At 61.5% G+C, this 17,060-nt stretch carries 15 protein-coding genes and 1 tRNA gene; 8 read left to right on the forward strand and 8 right to left on the reverse strand.

Annotation, left to right across the window (positions count from 1 at the left end; genetic code table 11):
* The first annotated feature begins 17 nt into the window (after window positions 1-17).
* Window positions 18-93 (forward strand) — tRNA-Thr (locus tag P3T22_RS25475).
* A gap of 321 nt (window positions 94-414) precedes the next feature.
* On the opposite strand, the gene P3T22_RS25480 is transcribed toward P3T22_RS25475, so the two are convergent.
* A complete protein-coding gene (locus P3T22_RS25480) occupies window positions 415-2,007 on the reverse strand; it encodes an FAD-binding oxidoreductase (protein WP_429326494.1) in 1,593 nt (530 codons plus the stop codon).
* Between the two features lie 258 nt (window positions 2,008-2,265).
* Here P3T22_RS25480 and P3T22_RS25485 point away from each other — a divergent pair, with 258 nt between their 5' ends.
* On the forward strand, window positions 2,266-3,390 hold the full coding sequence (locus P3T22_RS25485; protein ID WP_429326495.1) for a methyltransferase: 1,125 nt from the start codon (window positions 2,266-2,268) through the stop codon (window positions 3,388-3,390).
* A 68-nt stretch (window positions 3,391-3,458) separates the two neighbouring features.
* On the opposite strand, the gene P3T22_RS25490 is transcribed toward P3T22_RS25485, so the two are convergent.
* Window positions 3,459-4,730 carry a TIGR03862 family flavoprotein gene (locus tag P3T22_RS25490; protein ID WP_429326496.1) on the reverse strand — a complete coding sequence of 424 codons (1,272 nt, stop codon included), beginning with the start codon at window positions 4,728-4,730 and terminating at the stop codon, window positions 3,459-3,461.
* Window positions 4,731-5,105: 375 nt separating this feature from the next.
* Here P3T22_RS25490 and P3T22_RS25495 point away from each other — a divergent pair, with 375 nt between their 5' ends.
* Window positions 5,106-5,315 carry a DUF1059 domain-containing protein gene (locus P3T22_RS25495; RefSeq protein WP_063497484.1) on the forward strand — a complete coding sequence of 70 codons (210 nt, stop codon included), beginning with the start codon at window positions 5,106-5,108 and terminating at the stop codon, window positions 5,313-5,315.
* Window positions 5,316-5,406: 91 nt separating this feature from the next.
* Here P3T22_RS25495 and P3T22_RS25500 read toward each other — a convergent pair whose 3' ends face one another.
* Window positions 5,407-5,727 (reverse strand): hypothetical protein, encoded by a 321-nt coding sequence (locus tag P3T22_RS25500; protein ID WP_063497483.1) that lies wholly within the window; start codon window positions 5,725-5,727, stop codon window positions 5,407-5,409.
* Between the two features lie 384 nt (window positions 5,728-6,111).
* Between P3T22_RS25500 and P3T22_RS25505 the strand changes: the two genes are divergently transcribed.
* Window positions 6,112-6,954: a class I SAM-dependent methyltransferase gene (locus tag P3T22_RS25505; RefSeq protein ID WP_063497482.1), complete on the forward strand. Its 843-nt coding sequence runs from the start codon at window positions 6,112-6,114 to the stop codon at window positions 6,952-6,954.
* A gap of 41 nt (window positions 6,955-6,995) precedes the next feature.
* On the opposite strand, the gene P3T22_RS25510 is transcribed toward P3T22_RS25505, so the two are convergent.
* Both P3T22_RS25510 and P3T22_RS25515 read right to left on the reverse strand, forming a co-directional pair.
* A complete protein-coding gene (locus P3T22_RS25510) occupies window positions 6,996-7,550 on the reverse strand; it encodes a DUF1415 domain-containing protein (RefSeq protein WP_429326522.1) in 555 nt (184 codons plus the stop codon).
* Window positions 7,551-7,637: 87 nt separating this feature from the next.
* Window positions 7,638-8,279, reverse strand: coding sequence for a TetR/AcrR family transcriptional regulator (locus P3T22_RS25515; protein WP_429326497.1), 642 nt, complete (start codon window positions 8,277-8,279; stop codon window positions 7,638-7,640).
* 155 nt (window positions 8,280-8,434) lie between these two features.
* On the opposite strand from P3T22_RS25515, the gene P3T22_RS25520 reads away from it, so the two are divergent.
* The gene (locus P3T22_RS25520) at window positions 8,435-9,718 is read left to right on the forward strand and encodes an MFS transporter (protein ID WP_063497480.1); all 1,284 of its coding nucleotides are present in this window, start codon (window positions 8,435-8,437) and stop codon (window positions 9,716-9,718) included.
* 185 nt (window positions 9,719-9,903) lie between these two features.
* The gene (locus tag P3T22_RS25525; RefSeq protein WP_181448383.1) at window positions 9,904-10,497 is read left to right on the forward strand and encodes a nitroreductase family protein; all 594 of its coding nucleotides are present in this window, start codon (window positions 9,904-9,906) and stop codon (window positions 10,495-10,497) included.
* 127 nt (window positions 10,498-10,624) lie between these two features.
* On the opposite strand, the gene P3T22_RS25530 is transcribed toward P3T22_RS25525, so the two are convergent.
* Window positions 10,625-12,100: an MFS transporter gene (locus tag P3T22_RS25530; protein WP_429326498.1), complete on the reverse strand. Its 1,476-nt coding sequence runs from the start codon at window positions 12,098-12,100 to the stop codon at window positions 10,625-10,627.
* A 189-nt stretch (window positions 12,101-12,289) separates the two neighbouring features.
* Here P3T22_RS25530 and P3T22_RS25535 point away from each other — a divergent pair, with 189 nt between their 5' ends.
* Window positions 12,290-13,540: an Hsp70 family protein gene (locus P3T22_RS25535; protein WP_063497477.1), complete on the forward strand. Its 1,251-nt coding sequence runs from the start codon at window positions 12,290-12,292 to the stop codon at window positions 13,538-13,540.
* Between the two features lie 122 nt (window positions 13,541-13,662).
* On the opposite strand, the gene P3T22_RS25540 is transcribed toward P3T22_RS25535, so the two are convergent.
* Complete coding sequence (locus P3T22_RS25540) at window positions 13,663-13,866, reverse strand: cold-shock protein (RefSeq protein WP_007180251.1); 204 nt, start codon at window positions 13,864-13,866, stop codon at window positions 13,663-13,665.
* Between the two features lie 534 nt (window positions 13,867-14,400).
* On the opposite strand from P3T22_RS25540, the gene P3T22_RS25545 reads away from it, so the two are divergent.
* Window positions 14,401-15,996: an APC family permease gene (locus tag P3T22_RS25545; protein WP_063497476.1), complete on the forward strand. Its 1,596-nt coding sequence runs from the start codon at window positions 14,401-14,403 to the stop codon at window positions 15,994-15,996.
* A gap of 211 nt (window positions 15,997-16,207) precedes the next feature.
* On the opposite strand, the gene P3T22_RS25550 is transcribed toward P3T22_RS25545, so the two are convergent.
* Window positions 16,208-16,993, reverse strand: a complete 786-nt coding sequence (locus P3T22_RS25550; protein ID WP_429326499.1) for a DODA-type extradiol aromatic ring-opening family dioxygenase — start codon at window positions 16,991-16,993, stop codon at window positions 16,208-16,210.
* Between the last annotated feature and the right edge of the window lie 67 nt (window positions 16,994-17,060).

A 17,060-nucleotide genomic window follows, 5' to 3' on the forward strand; every position in this document is an offset into this window, starting at 1 on the left:
TAGAATCACGGCCTCATGCCGGCTTAGCTCATCAGGTAGAGCGCTTGACTTGTAATCATGAGGTGGCGGGTTCGAGTCCTGCAGCCGGCACCAGTAGTACGAAAACGGGTTTCTGAAATTTTCAGAAACCCGTTTTTTTATTTCGGGCGACGGTCGGGGCGCGTTAAACATTCGGAAAACGTTCGGAAAACGTCCGTCACCACGACGGACAATGCGTTGAAGCGCAATCGGCGTTCGAAAATTGTTTTAGCACGGCCGCGGCCGAGACGTGGAATGCCGCGCGCGGCTTGCTAGCCAAGGGTTTGACGGTTTCCACATAACGCATGCCGTCATGTCGGCGGCGTGCGCATGCGAAGTGAAAGGCGCTCCATTTTCCCGGATCTCTTTCACCTTGTCGATGTTGGACATTTTTGTCTACGAATCCGTCGCGCGGCGATCACCTGGCACGCCGGTGAGGTGCACTGGCAATCCTCTCCGGGGGGAGCCCGGCCGTATCGACATCGCGTGATGAAAAATGTTGTTCGGATCGTACCGGCGTTTCACGTCTTGCAGAAACGCATAGAGCCCTCCGTCCCCGTAATACAGTTGCGGCCAGAACGGGTACCCGAGCATGTCGGCGTCGGGGTAGTTGATATAGCAGCCCTCGTAGTGCTCGCCCGGATAAGGCGTGCCGTCATAACGCCGATCCATACCGTCCTGCGCCGAATAGACGGCGCGATACAGATCGCCAAGCCAGCGCACATGAGCCGCGTCGTCTTGCGGCGAACTCCAGTAGGTCTGATATTGCAGTTTCATGATCGAGGCGCGCTGTGCAACAGCGGTCGTGCCGGCAAGTTCGGCGCGGTTGATGGCGCCGCCGTACGAATTCACCTGAACCAGCGACTGGCTCAAATCAAGCCCCGCCACATTTTGCGTGAGGCACGTGTACAGGCGCGCGATCTCATGCGCCGTGAAGTTGTGCTTCATATAAGCCGACTTGTACTTGCCGCGTTGGTTAGGCCCGGAGCCGTTCAGAATCTGCGTCGCGGTCAGCCAGTCATAGCGTGTCACGCTGTGCGATTGGGAGCACAACCGCTGTCCGCCCGACGGGTGCGCCGTGCCGTAGCTGGGCGGCGCGGCGGTGATCGGCACCGGAGCGCACGCCTGAAAGCGCTCGAGGAAGTCGTTCAGTACCGTGAGGTCACGGCACGTGCCGTCCGGGTTGCAAAACTGGCTGAGCAGCACGATCTGACCGGCCGAGCGATGGGTGAGCGTGAGCAATGAGAACAGGCCCCACGTGTCCGGTTGGGTGCCTCGCGTTTCCCAATATTCGCCGTACGCACGCAACAAGGCAGTGAAGCGCGCCTCGTTCATGTCCGCCCAATCGAACGCGACGCTGGCGATGGCAACCTCGGAAGGCGCGCGCGGCAGCTGTGCAAACGCGTATTCGGTCACCACGCCGAAGTTGCCGCCACCAGCGCCCCTGCATGCCCGGAACAGATCCGGATCGCGCTTTGCGTCGACGCTGCGTGGCAGGACTTCGCCATGTGCATCGACGGTGACGATATCCACGCCCGTCAACCAGTCGACGGTCAGTCCGTGCAGCCGCGACAGCAAGCCGTAGCCACCGCCGGAGATGTGTCCGCCTGCGCCGACCGAATAGCATGAGCCGCCGGGCAGCGTGACACCGTGGCGCTTATACAGATCCTGATAACCATTCCAGTTTTGCGTGCCGGCGGCGATGCGAAAACTCCCATCCCGGTCAACTCTCGCGCCGCTCAGGAGGCTCAGATCGAGCACGGTGCCGCCGGGATTGTTCGAAACGAAGTCTTCGTAGCAGTGGCCGCCGCTGCGAATCGTTGGCCGGGATCCCGTGTTGACACAGCGTTGCAACGCAGTGGCAACGTCCTCCATGCTCTCGCACAATTCGATGCGCGCGGCTGCCTGGGCGTCGGTGGCAGGCCAGCGCAGATTGAATCCCTTTGTCAGGGTGTGGTAGCGCAAATCTTCAGGTGTCAGGCTGATCATAAACACTCCGTTGTCCGATATCGATCAGACCGTAGTTTTGAGCGCCGTCCGTGTCAATTGCGCCTGATCGCCGCAGCGCATGCCGGGAGCGGGCCCCTGGACCACGCAACGATAGTGAATTGCGCCCCCGCGAACCCAGCCGGGAGAGGTACTATTCGGGCGTCAGTCGGCATCGAAAGAATCACTCCGGCGGGCAATGCCCCCCGACGACGCGACGTTTCACCGCGTCACTCCCGCAACACAGACCCCACCTTCATCATGACCAGCCCCGCAACCATCACCTGGCCCGAAGCCGACGGCCCCCGCACTGCGCGTTGGCGCTCCGAAGCCGCGGTGCCGCCACCTAAACGCGTCGTCGTCGCGGACGACCGTACTACTGCCGACTCAGCCTATCGCCTCGCATGCGAAGGGACGGCTCTGCTGTGGAACGGCGATTTTCAGAACGCCCGCCAACTGCTGCAGGCGGTCACGCGCCGGCTGGAGCGCAAGCCGCGCAAGCAGGGCGAAACGCCGCTCGACGCGTTCAACCTGCATCGCCAGGCACAGTCGCAACGTGCCCGCACGCTCGGCATGATTCTGATCCCGCTCGACGCCGCTTACGGCATCCCGCTGCGCCGCGCGCCTGAAGTGCAGCAGGCCTGCATCGAAACCTATGGGCCGTCGACCGACGAAGCCTCGGTCGTGTCGCTGCGCGAATTGCTCGGGCTGATCGGTGCGCACGAGTGGCGCAAGAAGGGCGTGGAAATTCCCGTGCTGGGCGAGCGCGTCCATCCGCACTACGGCGTGTTTTCGCCGGTGCGCGGCGAATATGTGGATCTGGTCGCGTGCACGCCGTTGCCGTCGTTGAACAAGGCGTTCGATATCGGCACCGGCACCGGCGTGCTGGCCGCGCTGCTCGCCAAACGCGGCGTGAAGAAAATCGTCGCGACCGATCAGGACCCGCGAGCGCTTGCCTGCGCGCGAGAAAACCTCACGCGTCTTGGCTACGATCAGCAAGTCGAGGTCGTGCAGGCGGATCTGTTTCCGGAAGGCCGCGCACCGCTGGTGGTCTGCAATCCGCCGTGGGTGCCGGCGCGGCCCGCATCACCGATCGAATACGCAATCTATGACTCGGAAAGCCGTATGCTGCTCGGTTTTCTGAACGGCCTGGCGGAACATTTGTCGCCAGGCGGAGAAGGCTGGCTGATCATGTCGGATTTTGCTGAGCACCTCGGCTTGCGTACGCGCGAGTGGCTGCTTGCCGCCATTGAAAAAGCTGGGCTGATGGTGGTGGGGCGCGAGGATATCCGTCCGCGGCACCCGAAGTCGACCGATGAAACCGACGCCCTGCATACGGCGCGCGTGGCTGAAGTGACGTCGTTGTGGCGTCTGAAGGCGCGCTAATGATGACGCGCGATGGAACGCAGTGATGCGCAACAGCGCGCAATAAGGCGCCGCTAAAGCTCGGCGTGTCAAGCCGGCGCGCCGCGCGTCTCGAGATAAGCTAGTGCGCCGCGTCCGGCCGCCAGCCCGCTGGCGAAGCAGGCGGTGAGCAGATAACCGCCAGTCGGCGCTTCCCAGTCGAGCATTTCGCCCGCGCAGAACGCACCGGGCAGACGCTCGATCATCAAATGCTTGTCGAGCGCTTCAAAGGGAATGCCGCCAGCGGTGCTGATCGCTTCTGCAATAGGCCGGGCGCGCATGAGCCGCACCGGCAGCGCCTTGATCGCGTGCGCAAGACCGTTCGCATCGGCGAAAGCTTCTTTCGACAGAATTTCATGCAGCAAGGCCAGTTTTACGCCGCTAATACCGATTCTGCCGTTCAGGTGAGTCGACATGGAACGCGAGCCGCGCGGTCGCGTGACCTCGGCCACGACACGCTCCAACGTCAAGCCTGGCGCGAGATCCAGCGCAATGGTGACGTCGCCGTCGGCAAGAATCCGCTCCCGGATAACAGCCGAAAGCGCGTAAATCAGGCTCCCTTCGAGGCCCGTTTCTGTCAGAAGTGCTTCACCTTGTCGATTGTGGACTTTATTGTCTACGCCGGTGAGTGTGATGGCCACGGATTTGACCGGCTGACCGGCGAAACGCTCGCGCAGATACGGGCTCCAGTCCGCGTCGAAGCCGCAGTTCGCGGGCTGCAATGGCGCCACCGGCACCTCGCGCGCGCTCAGCAGCGGCACCCAGGCGGCGTCCGATCCAAGCCGCGGCCAGCTTGCGCCGCCGAGTGCGAACACCACGGCTTCGCAGCTCACGCGTTGCTCGCCGCCGGGTGTTGCGAAGCGCAACGTGTGCGCGGCGGTGCCGTCGCCATCGTTGTCCCAGCCGGTCCACTTGTGGCGCATGTGAAAGCGCACGCCGGCTTCTCTCAACCGATGCAGCCACGCACGCAACATCGGCGCCGCTTTCATATCGGTCGGAAAAACCCGTCCCGAACTGCCGACGAACGTTTCAACGCCCAGCCCATGCAACCATGCTCGCAAGGCGTCGGGACCGAACGTGTCGAGTAATGGCGCGATCTGTTCGCGGCGCGCGCCATAGCGGCCAAGAAACGCTTCGAGCGGTTCCGAATGCGTGATGTTCATGCCGCCTTTGCCTGCCATCAGGAATTTGCGGCCCACTGATGGCATCGCGTCGTAGACGTCGACCTGTACGCCGTGCCGGGCGAGCGCCTCGGCGGCCATCAAGCCAGCGGGGCCGCCGCCGATCACGGCGACGCGGGCGGAATCGAAGGAGGATGACATGCGGTCCTGCGGATGAGCGGAGGGGCGGCGCGCCGGCTTGATCTGACGATCGGGCGGCGCGAAGGGCGCTATTTTCACACCGCGGGCAGCGCAGGGCAAACGGGCGGCCGCATGCGGGATCAGCCGGCTGAAAAACGCTGGGTTCGGGCGGTTTCGTATCCGTCCAGTTTGCGCTCGTTTCTTTGCAATCCCCCCGCGCGAACTATACTTTTCAAACACCTTCCATCGGACGTAGTCCGCGTCCTTCCCGCGTCGAACTAGCCCACCGCTCTCATTTCGCCCGACGTTGCCAATGCTGCCGCGTTGCGGCTGGCGGCGTGGTTTGCGCGCCTGCTGTTTGTCTGGATGTTTTGACGTTTGATCAAGGAGACTGTCATGACTCGCAAATACATCGACTGTCGCGAGTTTCCGAGCGAAATGAATTGCACGGTTGCCCTATCCGCCGACAGCGAGAGCGAATTGCTCGACGCGGCCGTGCAACATGCCGTGACGGTGCACAAACATACGGACTCGCCGGAACTGCGCTCGCAACTCAAGACGCTGTTTCATGATGGCACGCCGCCGGCTGAGGCGCCGCGCGCGTGATTGTTTTCCGTCTCCCTGAGGACGGAGGCCGGCTGATCAGTTCGAGCTGCGTCGAGCCGCTCGAACGGGTCGCGGCGTTGCGTGGACGTCCTTAGCTGGGGTAAGCCTCATCCACCTTCAGGCCGGCCAGCTTGAAAATGACCCGCAGCGTTTGCGGTTTGATGTCGCGACGCGAAGCGAGCGTCGTCATCACGAAGTCGAGCACTTTCGCGTACTTGAGCATCGTCAGGCACGTTTCCATGTCGATGCTGCCATCGCGTATGACTTCGGCCAGCCGCAGCATTTCGGTGGAAATGTCACGTGCCATCTCCAGTTCGAGCTGCTGCTTTTCCGACCACGCGGGCGCGGCGGTGAGCTTCGCGAGCATTTCCTGAAATTTCTGCTCGACGTTTCCGTTGGGTACCGTGTCCATTGCAGCCTCTTCTATTATCCAGGCGCGCGTCCGTTTGAGATCGCGGCGCGCTGCCGGTTACGTAACGTTCGGTCCGTGTTCCGGGACCGTCTTCCCCACATGCATTCGGTTCACGTGCTCCACGCCACGGCCGACAGCCTGTTGTTATGCGCGACACGGCTTACGCCATCGTTGAGCCGGCCCGCAAGATGTTTTCAAGCCACGTCGGAAACGTTCCGCATACCGCTTTTCGAGCAGGAAGTGTTCCAGGTTTGTGGCGTTTCTCGCATGGTCGACGCGGCTCCTTAGGTGAGCGGCCCGCGCTTTGGGTAAACTGGCAGCAACTTTTCCTTTTTTCCGTCATCTGTCGCACGTTCGCGGTGCAATCGATGGCGGTCCCCCACGATGTCCAGCAAAACCCACGAAATCCGTCCGAACCAATCCGTCGAGCTGTTGAAGGAGCTCCATATCCTGACGCGCGACGGCAAGCTGAACCAGGACAGCCGCCGCAAGCTAAAGCAGGTCTACCACCTGTTCCAGTTCATCGAGCCGCTGCTGAAAGACCTCAAGGACCAGCAGGGCGCGGTGACGCTCGTCGATCACGGCGCGGGCAAGTCATACCTAGGTTTTATCCTGTATGACCTGTTCTTCAAGGAGTTTCAGGGCGCCGCTGGTGGGGCGTCGCACATATACGGCATCGAGACGCGCGAGGATCTCGTGACGAAATCCGAGGAACTGGCCGACCGGCTGGGCTTCAAGGGGATGTCGTTCCTGAATTTGTCGGTGGCGGAATCGATTACGTCGGATCGTTTGCCGGCGCAGATCGATATCGTGACGGCGCTGCATGCGTGCAATACCGCGACTGACGACGCGCTTCGGTTTGCTCTGGAAAAGCATGCGAAGTACATCGTGGTCGTGCCGTGTTGCCAGGCTGAGGTGGCGGGGGTTCTACGGCAAAACAAGGGTAAATCGCTGGGAAATGCCTTAACCGAGATATGGCGGCATCCGCTGCATACCCGGGAATTTGGAAGCCAGATTACTAACGTGCTGCGCTGCTTGCAGCTGGAAGCACATGGATATCAGGTGAGCGTGACCGAGTTAGTCGGGTGGGAGCATTCCATGAAGAATGAACTGATCATTGCTCAGTTCAAGGATCTGCCGAGGCGGCGGCCAGCCGAGAGGCTCAACGAAGTGATGGAAACGCTCGGGATCGAAGAGCTGAAAGAAAGATTTTTTGTCTCTGCCTGATCTGTTCTGCGGCGGTGGCTTTTTGATAGCCACCGCGCGAACTACATTTTCATCAGATCGTTCCAGCCTTTAAGACCGATCCGCCGAAGGGTCTCCTGATTCCGCCCATAAATGGCTTCCGCGTCGGGAAAAGCCTGAACCGCCCGTTCAATACTATCCTCGCGAAGCAGATGCAAAATAGGATAGGGCGCCCGATTCGTATAATTCTCGATATCGTCGGGTTCACTGCCTTCAAACTGATAATGAGGGTGAAAGCTGGCAATCTGAATAATGCCTTCCAGCCGAAGTTGCTTGATCATCCTTTCGGCAAAAAACAGGCAGTCGTTATAGTCGAGAAAATCGCCGAGCGCCTGCGGTAAAACCAGAAGCGTGGTATCCACCGCTTCAGGATTCGCCGCGACGAGCGCCTGAATCTCGGTTTCGAGATCGGTTAACACCCCCTCCATATCCACCGCGTCGCTCACGGCATAGCGAATCTGCCCCTTTACATGCACGGCCTTGGCAAAAGGGCACAGATTGAGCCCAATCACGGCCTCTGTCAGCCAGTGACGTGTGGCGGCGATAACAGCATCGTGAGATTCGGCAGGCGACGACATGGCAAGCAGCGAAAAGGGGGAAAGCGCCATTCTAACGGCGCGGAACGCCACCGATCCGCGCCTGGCCGCAAGGGGACGGCAAAAACCTTAACGCGCCGGTGACGCGCCGCATGCGGCGGCGAGCAATTGGCCCGCGACCTTCGGTGCGGCAAGAATCGGTCCGCAGCCCGGGCCGTAGGTCTGGCTGGCCGCGTACACGCCTTCGATCATCAAACCCAGCCCGTTGGCCAGCGCTACGGGATCATCGGCGTCTGCCGCGGTCGTCAGTTCCAGAAGCCGGGCCATCAGCCGTTCCTTGGTGCGGAACACGAATTGCCGCACCGGATGCGCCGGGTCCGGAAACTCAACCGATAAATTCACGAAAGGACAGCCGCGGTAGTCGTCAATCGATGCGCGCACCGTCAGGTCGTCGAAATATTGCTGAAGCTGTTTTGCCGGCTCGCCTGGACGCTTCGCAAAGCTCTTCTCTACGTTGCTGAAAAACTGCGCGTCGTTGCGCTCCAGGTACGCCATCACCAGTTCGTCCTTCGACGAAAACTGGCGATACAAGCTCATCTTGTTCACGCCCGCGCGCTCGACCACCGCGTCGACGCCGACCGCCCGCACACCCTCGCGATAAAACAGTTCGTCTGCGGCGCGCAACAGATGCTGCTGTGCCTCCGGGCCGGCCGTCTGCGCGCCGCGCGCTCGCCGTGCCGCGGCTGGTTTGAGGGTTTCTCTGTCGGACATGGCATGCCACCTGAATTGAATAGACGCCTTGACATGTTACCGACCAGTAACTAATATCGCAATACTCATTGTGACTGATCTGTCACAAATCCTTTACCAAAGTCATAGCAATGCGAGCGGCGCGCCCTGTGGGGCGGGAGTCGATTGGAGAACCGATGAACTGGGTGGCGAGACTGATTGGCGGACGTTTCCACTACGCCTGGTTGACCGTGGCGGTGGTGTTTCTGGTATTGCTGGCAGCGGCCGGAACGCGCGCCACGCCGAGCGTGATGATGGTGCCGTTGGAGCATCAATTCGGCTGGAGCCGCGCGACGATTTCGCTCGCCATCTCTGTGAACATCGCGCTCTACGGCTTGATGGGGCCGTTCGCGGCCGCGGCGATGCAGCGCTTTGGCGTGCGTCCGACTTTGCTGGCCGCGCTCGGCACGATGGCGGCGGGCGTGGCGCTGTCGTCGCTGATGACGCATCCGTGGCAAATGGTTCTGATTTGGGGCGTGTTGGTGGGCGGCTCGACCGGGGTGGCGGCGCTGTCGTTGTCGGCGACCGTTGTGACGCGCTGGTTCACCACGCATCGTGGCCTCGTGATGGGGATTCTCACCGCCAGTTCGGCGACCGGCCAACTGGTGTTCCTGCCGATGCTCGCGGCCATCACCGAGCATTACGGCTGGCGCCAGGTGGTGTGGGTCGTCGCGGGCGCGGCGGCGATCGTCTTGCCACTGGTCGCGTTTCTACTCCCGGAGCGGCCCGCGGATATGCAACTGCGCCCGTTCGGTGAACCGGCCGACGCACCGGTCTCCACCTCGGTGACGAAGCAAAATCCGCTGGCCATCGCCTTCGGCACGCTCGCCATGGCGAGCAAGACCCGTGACTTCTGGCTGTTGTTCTTCAGCTTCTTTATTTGCGGCGCTAGCACCAATGGTTACGTCGGCACGCACCTGATCGCGATGTGCGGCGACTACGGCATGACCGAAGTGCAGGGCGCCTCTTTGCTCGCCGCCATGGGCATCTTCGATCTGTTCGGCACGACGCTGTCGGGCTGGCTGTCGGACCGCTTCGATAGCCGCGTGTTGCTGTTCTGGTATTACGGTCTGCGCGGTTTGTCGCTGATGTATCTGCCGCACGCGTTCGGCATCGATTTTTTCGGCCTGCCGTTGTTCGCCTTGTTTTATGGACTCGACTGGATCGCCACCGTGCCACCCACCGTGCGTCTCGCGACCGATGTCTACGGCGAGGAAGCGGCGCCGGTCGTGTTCGGCTGGGTGGTCGCCGGCCACCAGCTCGGCGCGGCCTTCGCGGCGCTCGGCGCGGGCATCCTGCGCGCGAGTCTCGGCACGTACACGGTGGCGTCGATGATTTCTGGCGGCCTGTGCCTGGGTGCTGCCGTGATCGTGCTGCGGATCAACCGGCAGGCTAAAGTGCCGGAGCCGCAAGCGGTATGAAGCTGCGCCCTTGCGCGCGGTGAATGAAGCGAAGCAGCGCAAACGGCCTCATACGAGGCCGTTTGCCATTGCAGCCCACGTGAAAACTAAAGCGCACTTGGTGGAGCGCGAGCGGCTCAGCCCGGTTATGCTATGAAACCCCGGGCAGCCGCCCGTCGATCATGAATTTCGACCGAGAGAAGCGCATGACCAACAAACCCGCCCCTACCGCAGTTGCCATTCACGAGCTGATTGCAGGTCGCTGGAGCCCGCGCGCGTATTCGAGCGAGCCGGTGAGCCGCGAGCATCTGCATTCGGTGCTCGAGGCGGCACGCTGGGCGCCGTCTTCGTATAACGCGCAGCCGTGGCGTTTCCTCGTATTCGACCGCCGTGTCGATGAAGTCTCGTTCAAGCAGGCCTTCGCCACACTGGTGCCGTTCAACCAGGGCTGGAATGCACCGGCGCCGGTGCTGATCGCGGTGACCACGCATACGCTCACCAACAAGGGTGAAGTGAACCGTTGCGCGCCGTACGACGCGGGTGCCGCGGCAATGGCGCTGGTGCTGCAGGCGCATGCGCTCGGTCTCGCCGCGCATCAGATGAGCGGCTTCGATCCGAACGCGTTCCGCGCGGCGTTCAAGCTGCCGCATGATGTCGACGTGATCGCCATCATTTCGCTCGGCCATTACGGCGAAGTCGACAAGCTCGATCCGGTGCTGCGCGAGCGCGAGAAGTCGGTGCGTCAGCGTTTGCCGCTTGCCGACATCGCTTATGGCGGCGGCTGGAAGAAGGCGTTCTGAGCGCCTTGCGGCCTTGGTGGTGATAAAAACGCGCGGTGCTGACCGTGCGTTTTTATTCCGCATTGCCCGCGACGCTACAAGGCGCGTGGTTCGTTCCCCGCAGCCCACGAGGCTCAAGGCGCGTGGTTCATTGCACGCCGTCCGCGACGCTCGAAAGCGGCGCGGCGACATTCTCGAGCGACTTGCGCTCCGCATCGATGCCCCAGATCGCGGCGATTACCGCAGCGGCTAGCATCAGCCCCGAGCCGACCAGATAGCCCAAAAACACTTCGCTGCGCTGATGCGTGTCGATCAGCCGGCCGAAGAACGCCGGGCCGATGATGCCGCCCAGCGCTGTGCCGAACGCGTAGAACACCGCGATCGCCAGCGCGCGGATTTCCAGCGGAAACGATTCGCTGACCGTCAGATACGCCGAACTCGCTGCCGCGGAGGCGAAGAAGAAGACCACCATCCAGGCGATCGTCTGCGTCACGACGGTGAGCATCTGCTGCTCGAACAGGTAGCCGCTTAGCGTCAGCAGGATGCCGGACAGAGCGTAAGTCACAGCGATCATCTTGCGTCGCCCGATTACGTCGAAGAGCCAGCCGAGCGCGAGCGGTCCAAGGAAGTTGCCGAGCGCGAACGGCAACAGATACCAGCCGATATGGTCGCCCGGCACATGATAGAAATCGGTCAGCACCAGCGCGTAGGTAAAGAAGATCGCGTTGTAGAAGAACGCCTGAGCGGTCATCAACGACAGGCCGACCAGCGCGCGCCGTCGGTGCACGTTGAACAGTGTGTGAAACACCTCGCGTAGCGGCGTAGGTCCGCGTGCCCGCAGTTTTAGCCGCGTGAGGTCATCGTCGGCGAGTGTATGGCCTTCGTCGCGAAAACGCGTTTCGATGCCCTCGACGATCGCGCGCGCATCGCGCTCACCGCCATGCGTCAGCAGCCAGCGCGGACTTTCGGGCAACCAGATGCGCATCGGCAGAATCCCCAGCGCCAGTACCGCGCCAATGAAGAAACAGGCGCGCCAGCCCCAGTCGCCCGGCAGCAGATTCGGATCGAGCAGGATCAGCGAGCCCGCCGCGCCGAGTCCCGCGCCGACCCAGAAGGTGCCGTTGATGCCGAGATCGGTCCAGCCGCGCACCCGCGCGGGCGTGAACTCCTGAATGGTCGAATTGATCGCCGTATATTCGCCGCCGATGCCTGCGCCGGTGAGAAAGCGAAACAGCAGGAAACTAGCGAGATTCCACGACAAAGCGGTCGCCGCGGTGGCGGCCAGGTACAACGCGAGCGTCATGAAGAACAGCTTGCGACGGCCGAGCCGGTCGGTCAGCCAGCCGAAGCCGAGCGCGCCGAGCACGGCGCCGGCAATATAAGCGCTGCCGGCGAGGCCCACGTCGGCGTTGGTAAAGTGCAGCGATGGACTAGACTTCAACGCACTTGCCACTGCGCCCGCCAGCGTCACTTCAAGACCGTCCAGCAGCCACGTGACACCCAGTGCAACGACGATCAGCGAGTGAAAGCGTCCCCACGGCAAACGGTCGAGCCGCGAAGGCAGGTCGGTGTCAATGACGGCAGCGGTTTTCTCGTGGATAACGGCAGTAGGCGGCGCGCTCATTGCTGTGAGTCTCCTGATTACCGAAAATTGGCGGCGTATCCTGTCGAATTCAGCAATTTGTGTTCCGCCGGGCGGGATTTGGACAGTGTTGCGGGCGTCCTGAAAGCGTCAGTTGATGCTGATTGGGCTTTCGTGATACAAAGCCGCTCCCCTTTCTGTCCGCGCCAGCCGTGAGCGGCGATTCCTGCCATGAACTATTGCGCGATTGACTTCGGTACTTCCAATTCGGCCGTGGCCGTCCCTGACGGCGCTGCGCTTAGGCTTGCGCCGGTCGAGGGCGCCTATACGACGCTGCCGACCGCCGTCTTTTTCAACACCGACGAGAACACCCGCGAGTTCGGGCGCGCGGCGTTGGCGGCGTACATCGACGGTTTCGACGGCCGTCTGATGCGTTCGATGAAAAGTATTCTCGGCTCGCCGCTCGCCGAGAATTCGACCGATCTGGGCGACGGCTCGGCGATCAAGTACACGGACATCATTGCGATTTTCGTCGACCATTTAAAGCGCTCGGCCGAGAAGAGCGCCGGCGGTCCGATCAGCCGCGCCGTGCTGGGCCGCCCGGTGTTCTTCGTCGACGACGATCCGCGCGCGGACCAGATGGCGCAGCAGCAGCTCGAAGCGGCGGCGCGCTCAGTCGGGTTGCGGGAAATTCACTTTCAGTATGAGCCGATCGCGGCCGCGTTCGACTACGAATCGCATCTTACCGAAGAGGGACTCGTGCTGGTGGCCGACATCGGCGGCGGTACGTCGGACTTCTCGCTGGTGCGGGTGGGACCGGAGCGGATGACGCGCGTCGAGCGTAAAGACGACGTGCTGGCCCACCACGGTGTGCACGTCGCGGGTACGGATTTCGACCGCCGCGTCGAACTGGTGACGATCCTGCGCGAACTCGGCTATCAGACGCTCGACCCTGAAGGCCGCGAGATTCCGAACCGCATCTATTTTGATCTCGCGACCTGGCACCTGATCAACACCGTCTACGCCCCGAAGCGCGTCAGCGAACTCGCGCTCATGCGGCATCTCTTTACCCAGGTCAAACATCACGACCGCCTGATGCGCGTCGTGGAACGCCGCTTGGGCCATGCATTGGCTGCTCATGCGGAAGAGGCGAAGATCGGCGTGGCGGCAGGCGGCGAGACCCTGATCGACCTCGACGAGGTAGAAGACGACCTGCGCCTCGCATTCGACGAAGCGCAGCTCATCAAGGCCGGCCAGGACGAGACGCAGCGCATCGTGCAGGCGGCGCGCGACACGGTGCAGGCGGCCGGCGTAGCCCCGCGCGACGTCGAGGCGATTTACTTCACGGGTGGCTCGACCGGATTGGCGTTTCTATCAGATGCGTTGGCAGCGGCATTTCCGGGTGCCAAAGCGGTATTCGGAGACCGTCTCGCCAGTGTCGCGACAGGTCTCGGTATTCACGCGCGCCGTCTGTTCGGATAACCAGACTAACCAATCGCATACAGCGAAGATAATCGCCGCATGTAGATGCCATTCAGTTGCGACGGATATAAAAAAACCCCGCCGAGGCGGGGTTTTTCGCGTCCAGAAGGAAGCGTGCTTGCTTACACCGGCTTGATGTTAGCAGCTTGCTTGCCCTTCGGGCCCGTCTTCACTTCAAACGTAACCTTTTGGTTTTCTTGCAGCGTCTTGAAGCCTTCCGTGCGGATTTCCGAGAAATGCGCGAACAGATCTTCGCCGCCGCCGTCCGGCGTGATGAAGCCAAAGCCCTTTGCGTCATTGAACCACTTGACGGTACCGGTTTCCATATTACTTGTTCCTAAAGATGGTAAATAAGGCCGAAGCCCAATGGGTGCGCATGAAAATCAAGGAAGGGGGTAATGGGACCAACCGGAGTACCGTTGATGGGCGAACTACGAAAGACCAATTCACTCGCCGCTTGAAATCCTGCCCGAACGTTATACGGCGATTTCGGGCGAAGGTCAACACTCTTATCCCATTTTTACAATGTTTTGATGGATTGGTGTAAAAATTGCTTACAAAGCTTGCTATTCGCCCGAAAATTTTGCCAGGGAGAACCCTTGGTTTCGCTGCAGCGTGAGGGTGCAACCGTTAAACTACGCGCCGCGCGTCGGTTGCACCTCATTGGAATGAGTCGTCGCGTATGCATGCGCGTCACCCCGTCTCCAGCGCCACAAGCGATGTCACGTGGTGCCGACGTGGTTATGATGCAATCTGCATGGGATCGGAGTCAGTGCTAAAGCACCGGCTCCGGTCGTCATACGGTGTATGGGACCAGAGTAAGTGCTAAAGCGCTAACGCTGGTCGACACAGGAGAAGATGTGAAAAGTTCTATACAACGGAACATTGGACCGGTCGCGCTGTTGCTGACCGGCTTGGGTTCGATCATCGGATCGGGCTGGCTGTTCGGCGCGTGGAAGGCTGCAAAAATTGCCGGGCCGGCTGCCATTTGTGCATGGATCATCGGCGCGGTTGTGATTCTCGCGATTGCCTTGACCTACGCAGAACTCGGCGCGATGTTCCCGGAGTCTGGCGGCATGGTGCGTTACGCGCGCTATTCGCACGGCGCGCTGGTTGGGTTCATCAGTGCATGGGCCAACTGGATCGCCATTGTCTCGGTGATTCCAATCGAGGCTGAAGCATCCATTCAATATATGAGCACCTGGCCGTATCCATGGGCGCATGCGTTATTCGTGGATGGGTCATTAACGACCAATGGGCTGTTGCTGTCCGCAGCCCTCGTGATCATTTACTTCCTGCTGAACTACTGGGGCGTGAAGCTGTTCGCGCGCGCCAATTCGGCGATTACGGTCTTCAAGTTCCTGATTCCGGCTGCGACAATCCTCGGCTTGATGCTGACGGGCTTCCACAAGGAAAACTTCGGCGAAGCGAGCACCTTTGCGCCGTACGGCTGGTCGGCGGTGCTGACGGCGGTGTCGACGAGCGGTATCGTGTTTGCGTTCAACGGTTTCCAGAGCCCGATCAACCTCGCCGGTGAAGCGCGCAATCCGGCGAAGAGCGTGCCGTTCGCGGTGATCGGCTCGATCCTGCTGGCGCTGGTGATCTACGTGCTGCTGCAGATCGCGTATATCGGCGCGGTGAACCCGAGCGACGTGATGAAGGGCTGGAGCCACTTCAACTTCGCCTCGCCGTTCGCTGAACTGGCGATCGCGCTGAACCTGAACTGGCTGGCGATCCTGCTGTACGTCGACGCATTCGTCAGCCCGAGCGGCACGGGCACGACCTACATGGCGACCACTACCCGCATGATCTACGCAATGGAGCGCAACAACACGATGCCGAAGATGTTCGGCAACGTGCACCCGTTCTACGGCGTGCCGCGTCAGGCAATGTGGTTCAACCTGCTGGTGTCGTTCATTTTCCTGTTCTTCTTCCGCGGCTGGAGCTCGTTGGCGGCGGTGATCTCGGTCGCGACCGTGATCTCGTACCTGACTGGCCCGATCAGCCTGATGGCGCTGCGCCGCGCGGCGACCGATCTGGAGCGCCCGCTGCACATTGTTGGCATGAAGATCATTGCGCCGTTCGCTTTCGTGTGCGCGTCGCTGATCCTGTACTGGGCGAAGTGGCCGCTGACGGGCGAAATCATTCTATTGATGGTCGTCGCGCTGCCGGTCTACTTCTACTTCCAGGCGAAGTCGGGTTTCGGCGGCTGGGGACGTGACCTGAAGGCTGCATGGTGGCTCGTGGCCTACCTGCCGGTGATGGCGATCCTGTCGCTGATCGGTAGCAAGGAATTCGGCGGCCGCGGCATTCTGCCGTATGGCTGGGACATGCTGGTGGTGATCGCGTTTTCGCTGGTGTTCTACTACTGGGGCGTGAATAGCGGCTATCGCTCGGAATACCTGGAAGAGCGTCAGACGCACGACGAAGTGCTCGAGGGCATGGGCGCACATTAAGTTGCTGCGCTGAGTCTCGCGCCGGGTCGTCGGACAGTCGGATCGACATTGTCCGGCAAAGCACGAAAAAAGCCTGCCTGAGTTGTGAGCTGCACCCCAAATCGTTGGGCGAGTGTCCAACTTTTGGGGTGCAGTTCATTTCTCAGGCGGCTTTGTTTACTGCGCCTCGATCGTGGTCCGACGCTGCGGTTGGCGTTGGGTTGGCGTTGAGTCAGGCAGTGCCGAACACGTAATTCGTCATGGCGAGCGAGCGCTGATAGGTTCCGAGCGACTGGATCGCCAGCGAATAATCATCGTCCGCCGCACCTAGCGCCGCGAATACGGGGAGCAGGTGTTCGTCGGTCGGATGCATCAGCACCGCATGCGGCGCCTGACGGCGGTAGTCGAGCAACGCGTCAATGTCATGCGCGGCGAGCCTGGCCTCGAACCAGTCGGTGAATTCGGCCACGCGCGGATCGGCGTCTTCGGGGCGCGCGGAAAAATCCGCAGCGCGCAGGTTGTGCGTGATCTGACCCGAGCCGATCACCATCACGCCATCGTCTTTCAGCGAGCGCAACGCGCGACCCACACGGAAGTGATGGGCGGCGTCGATGTGCGGCTGGATCGACAACTGTGCGACCGGCAGGTCGGCTTCCGGGAACATCAGCAGCATCGGCACCCACGCACCGTGGTCGAGCCCATGCGGCTGGGTGGTGGTGAGGATGCCGTGTTCACCGAGCAGCACAGCGGCACGGCGCGCCACGTCGGGCGCGCCCGGAGCCGGATATTGAATTTCATACAACTGACGCGGGAACCCATAGAAATCGTGGATGGTTTCCGGCGCCGTGGACGTGCTCGCCACAGGCTGCGCCGTGCCCCAATGTGCCGACAGCATCAGCACGGCTTCAGCGCGCGGCAATTGCGCCGATAGCGAGCCGAATTCGGTGGACGGCAGGGCAGGGTCGATCGGCAGCGTAGGCGCGCCGTGGGAGAGGAAAAGCGACGGTAAGCGATTCATGGCAGCAACGCCGCCGCGGGAACGCGGCGCGGAAGTGGGGTTGCTATCAATATAGGTCCATACCGAC

Origin of the sequence: Paraburkholderia sp. GAS348 (assembly GCF_050434205.1) — a bacterium.
Classification (GTDB): domain Bacteria; phylum Pseudomonadota; class Gammaproteobacteria; order Burkholderiales; family Burkholderiaceae; genus Paraburkholderia.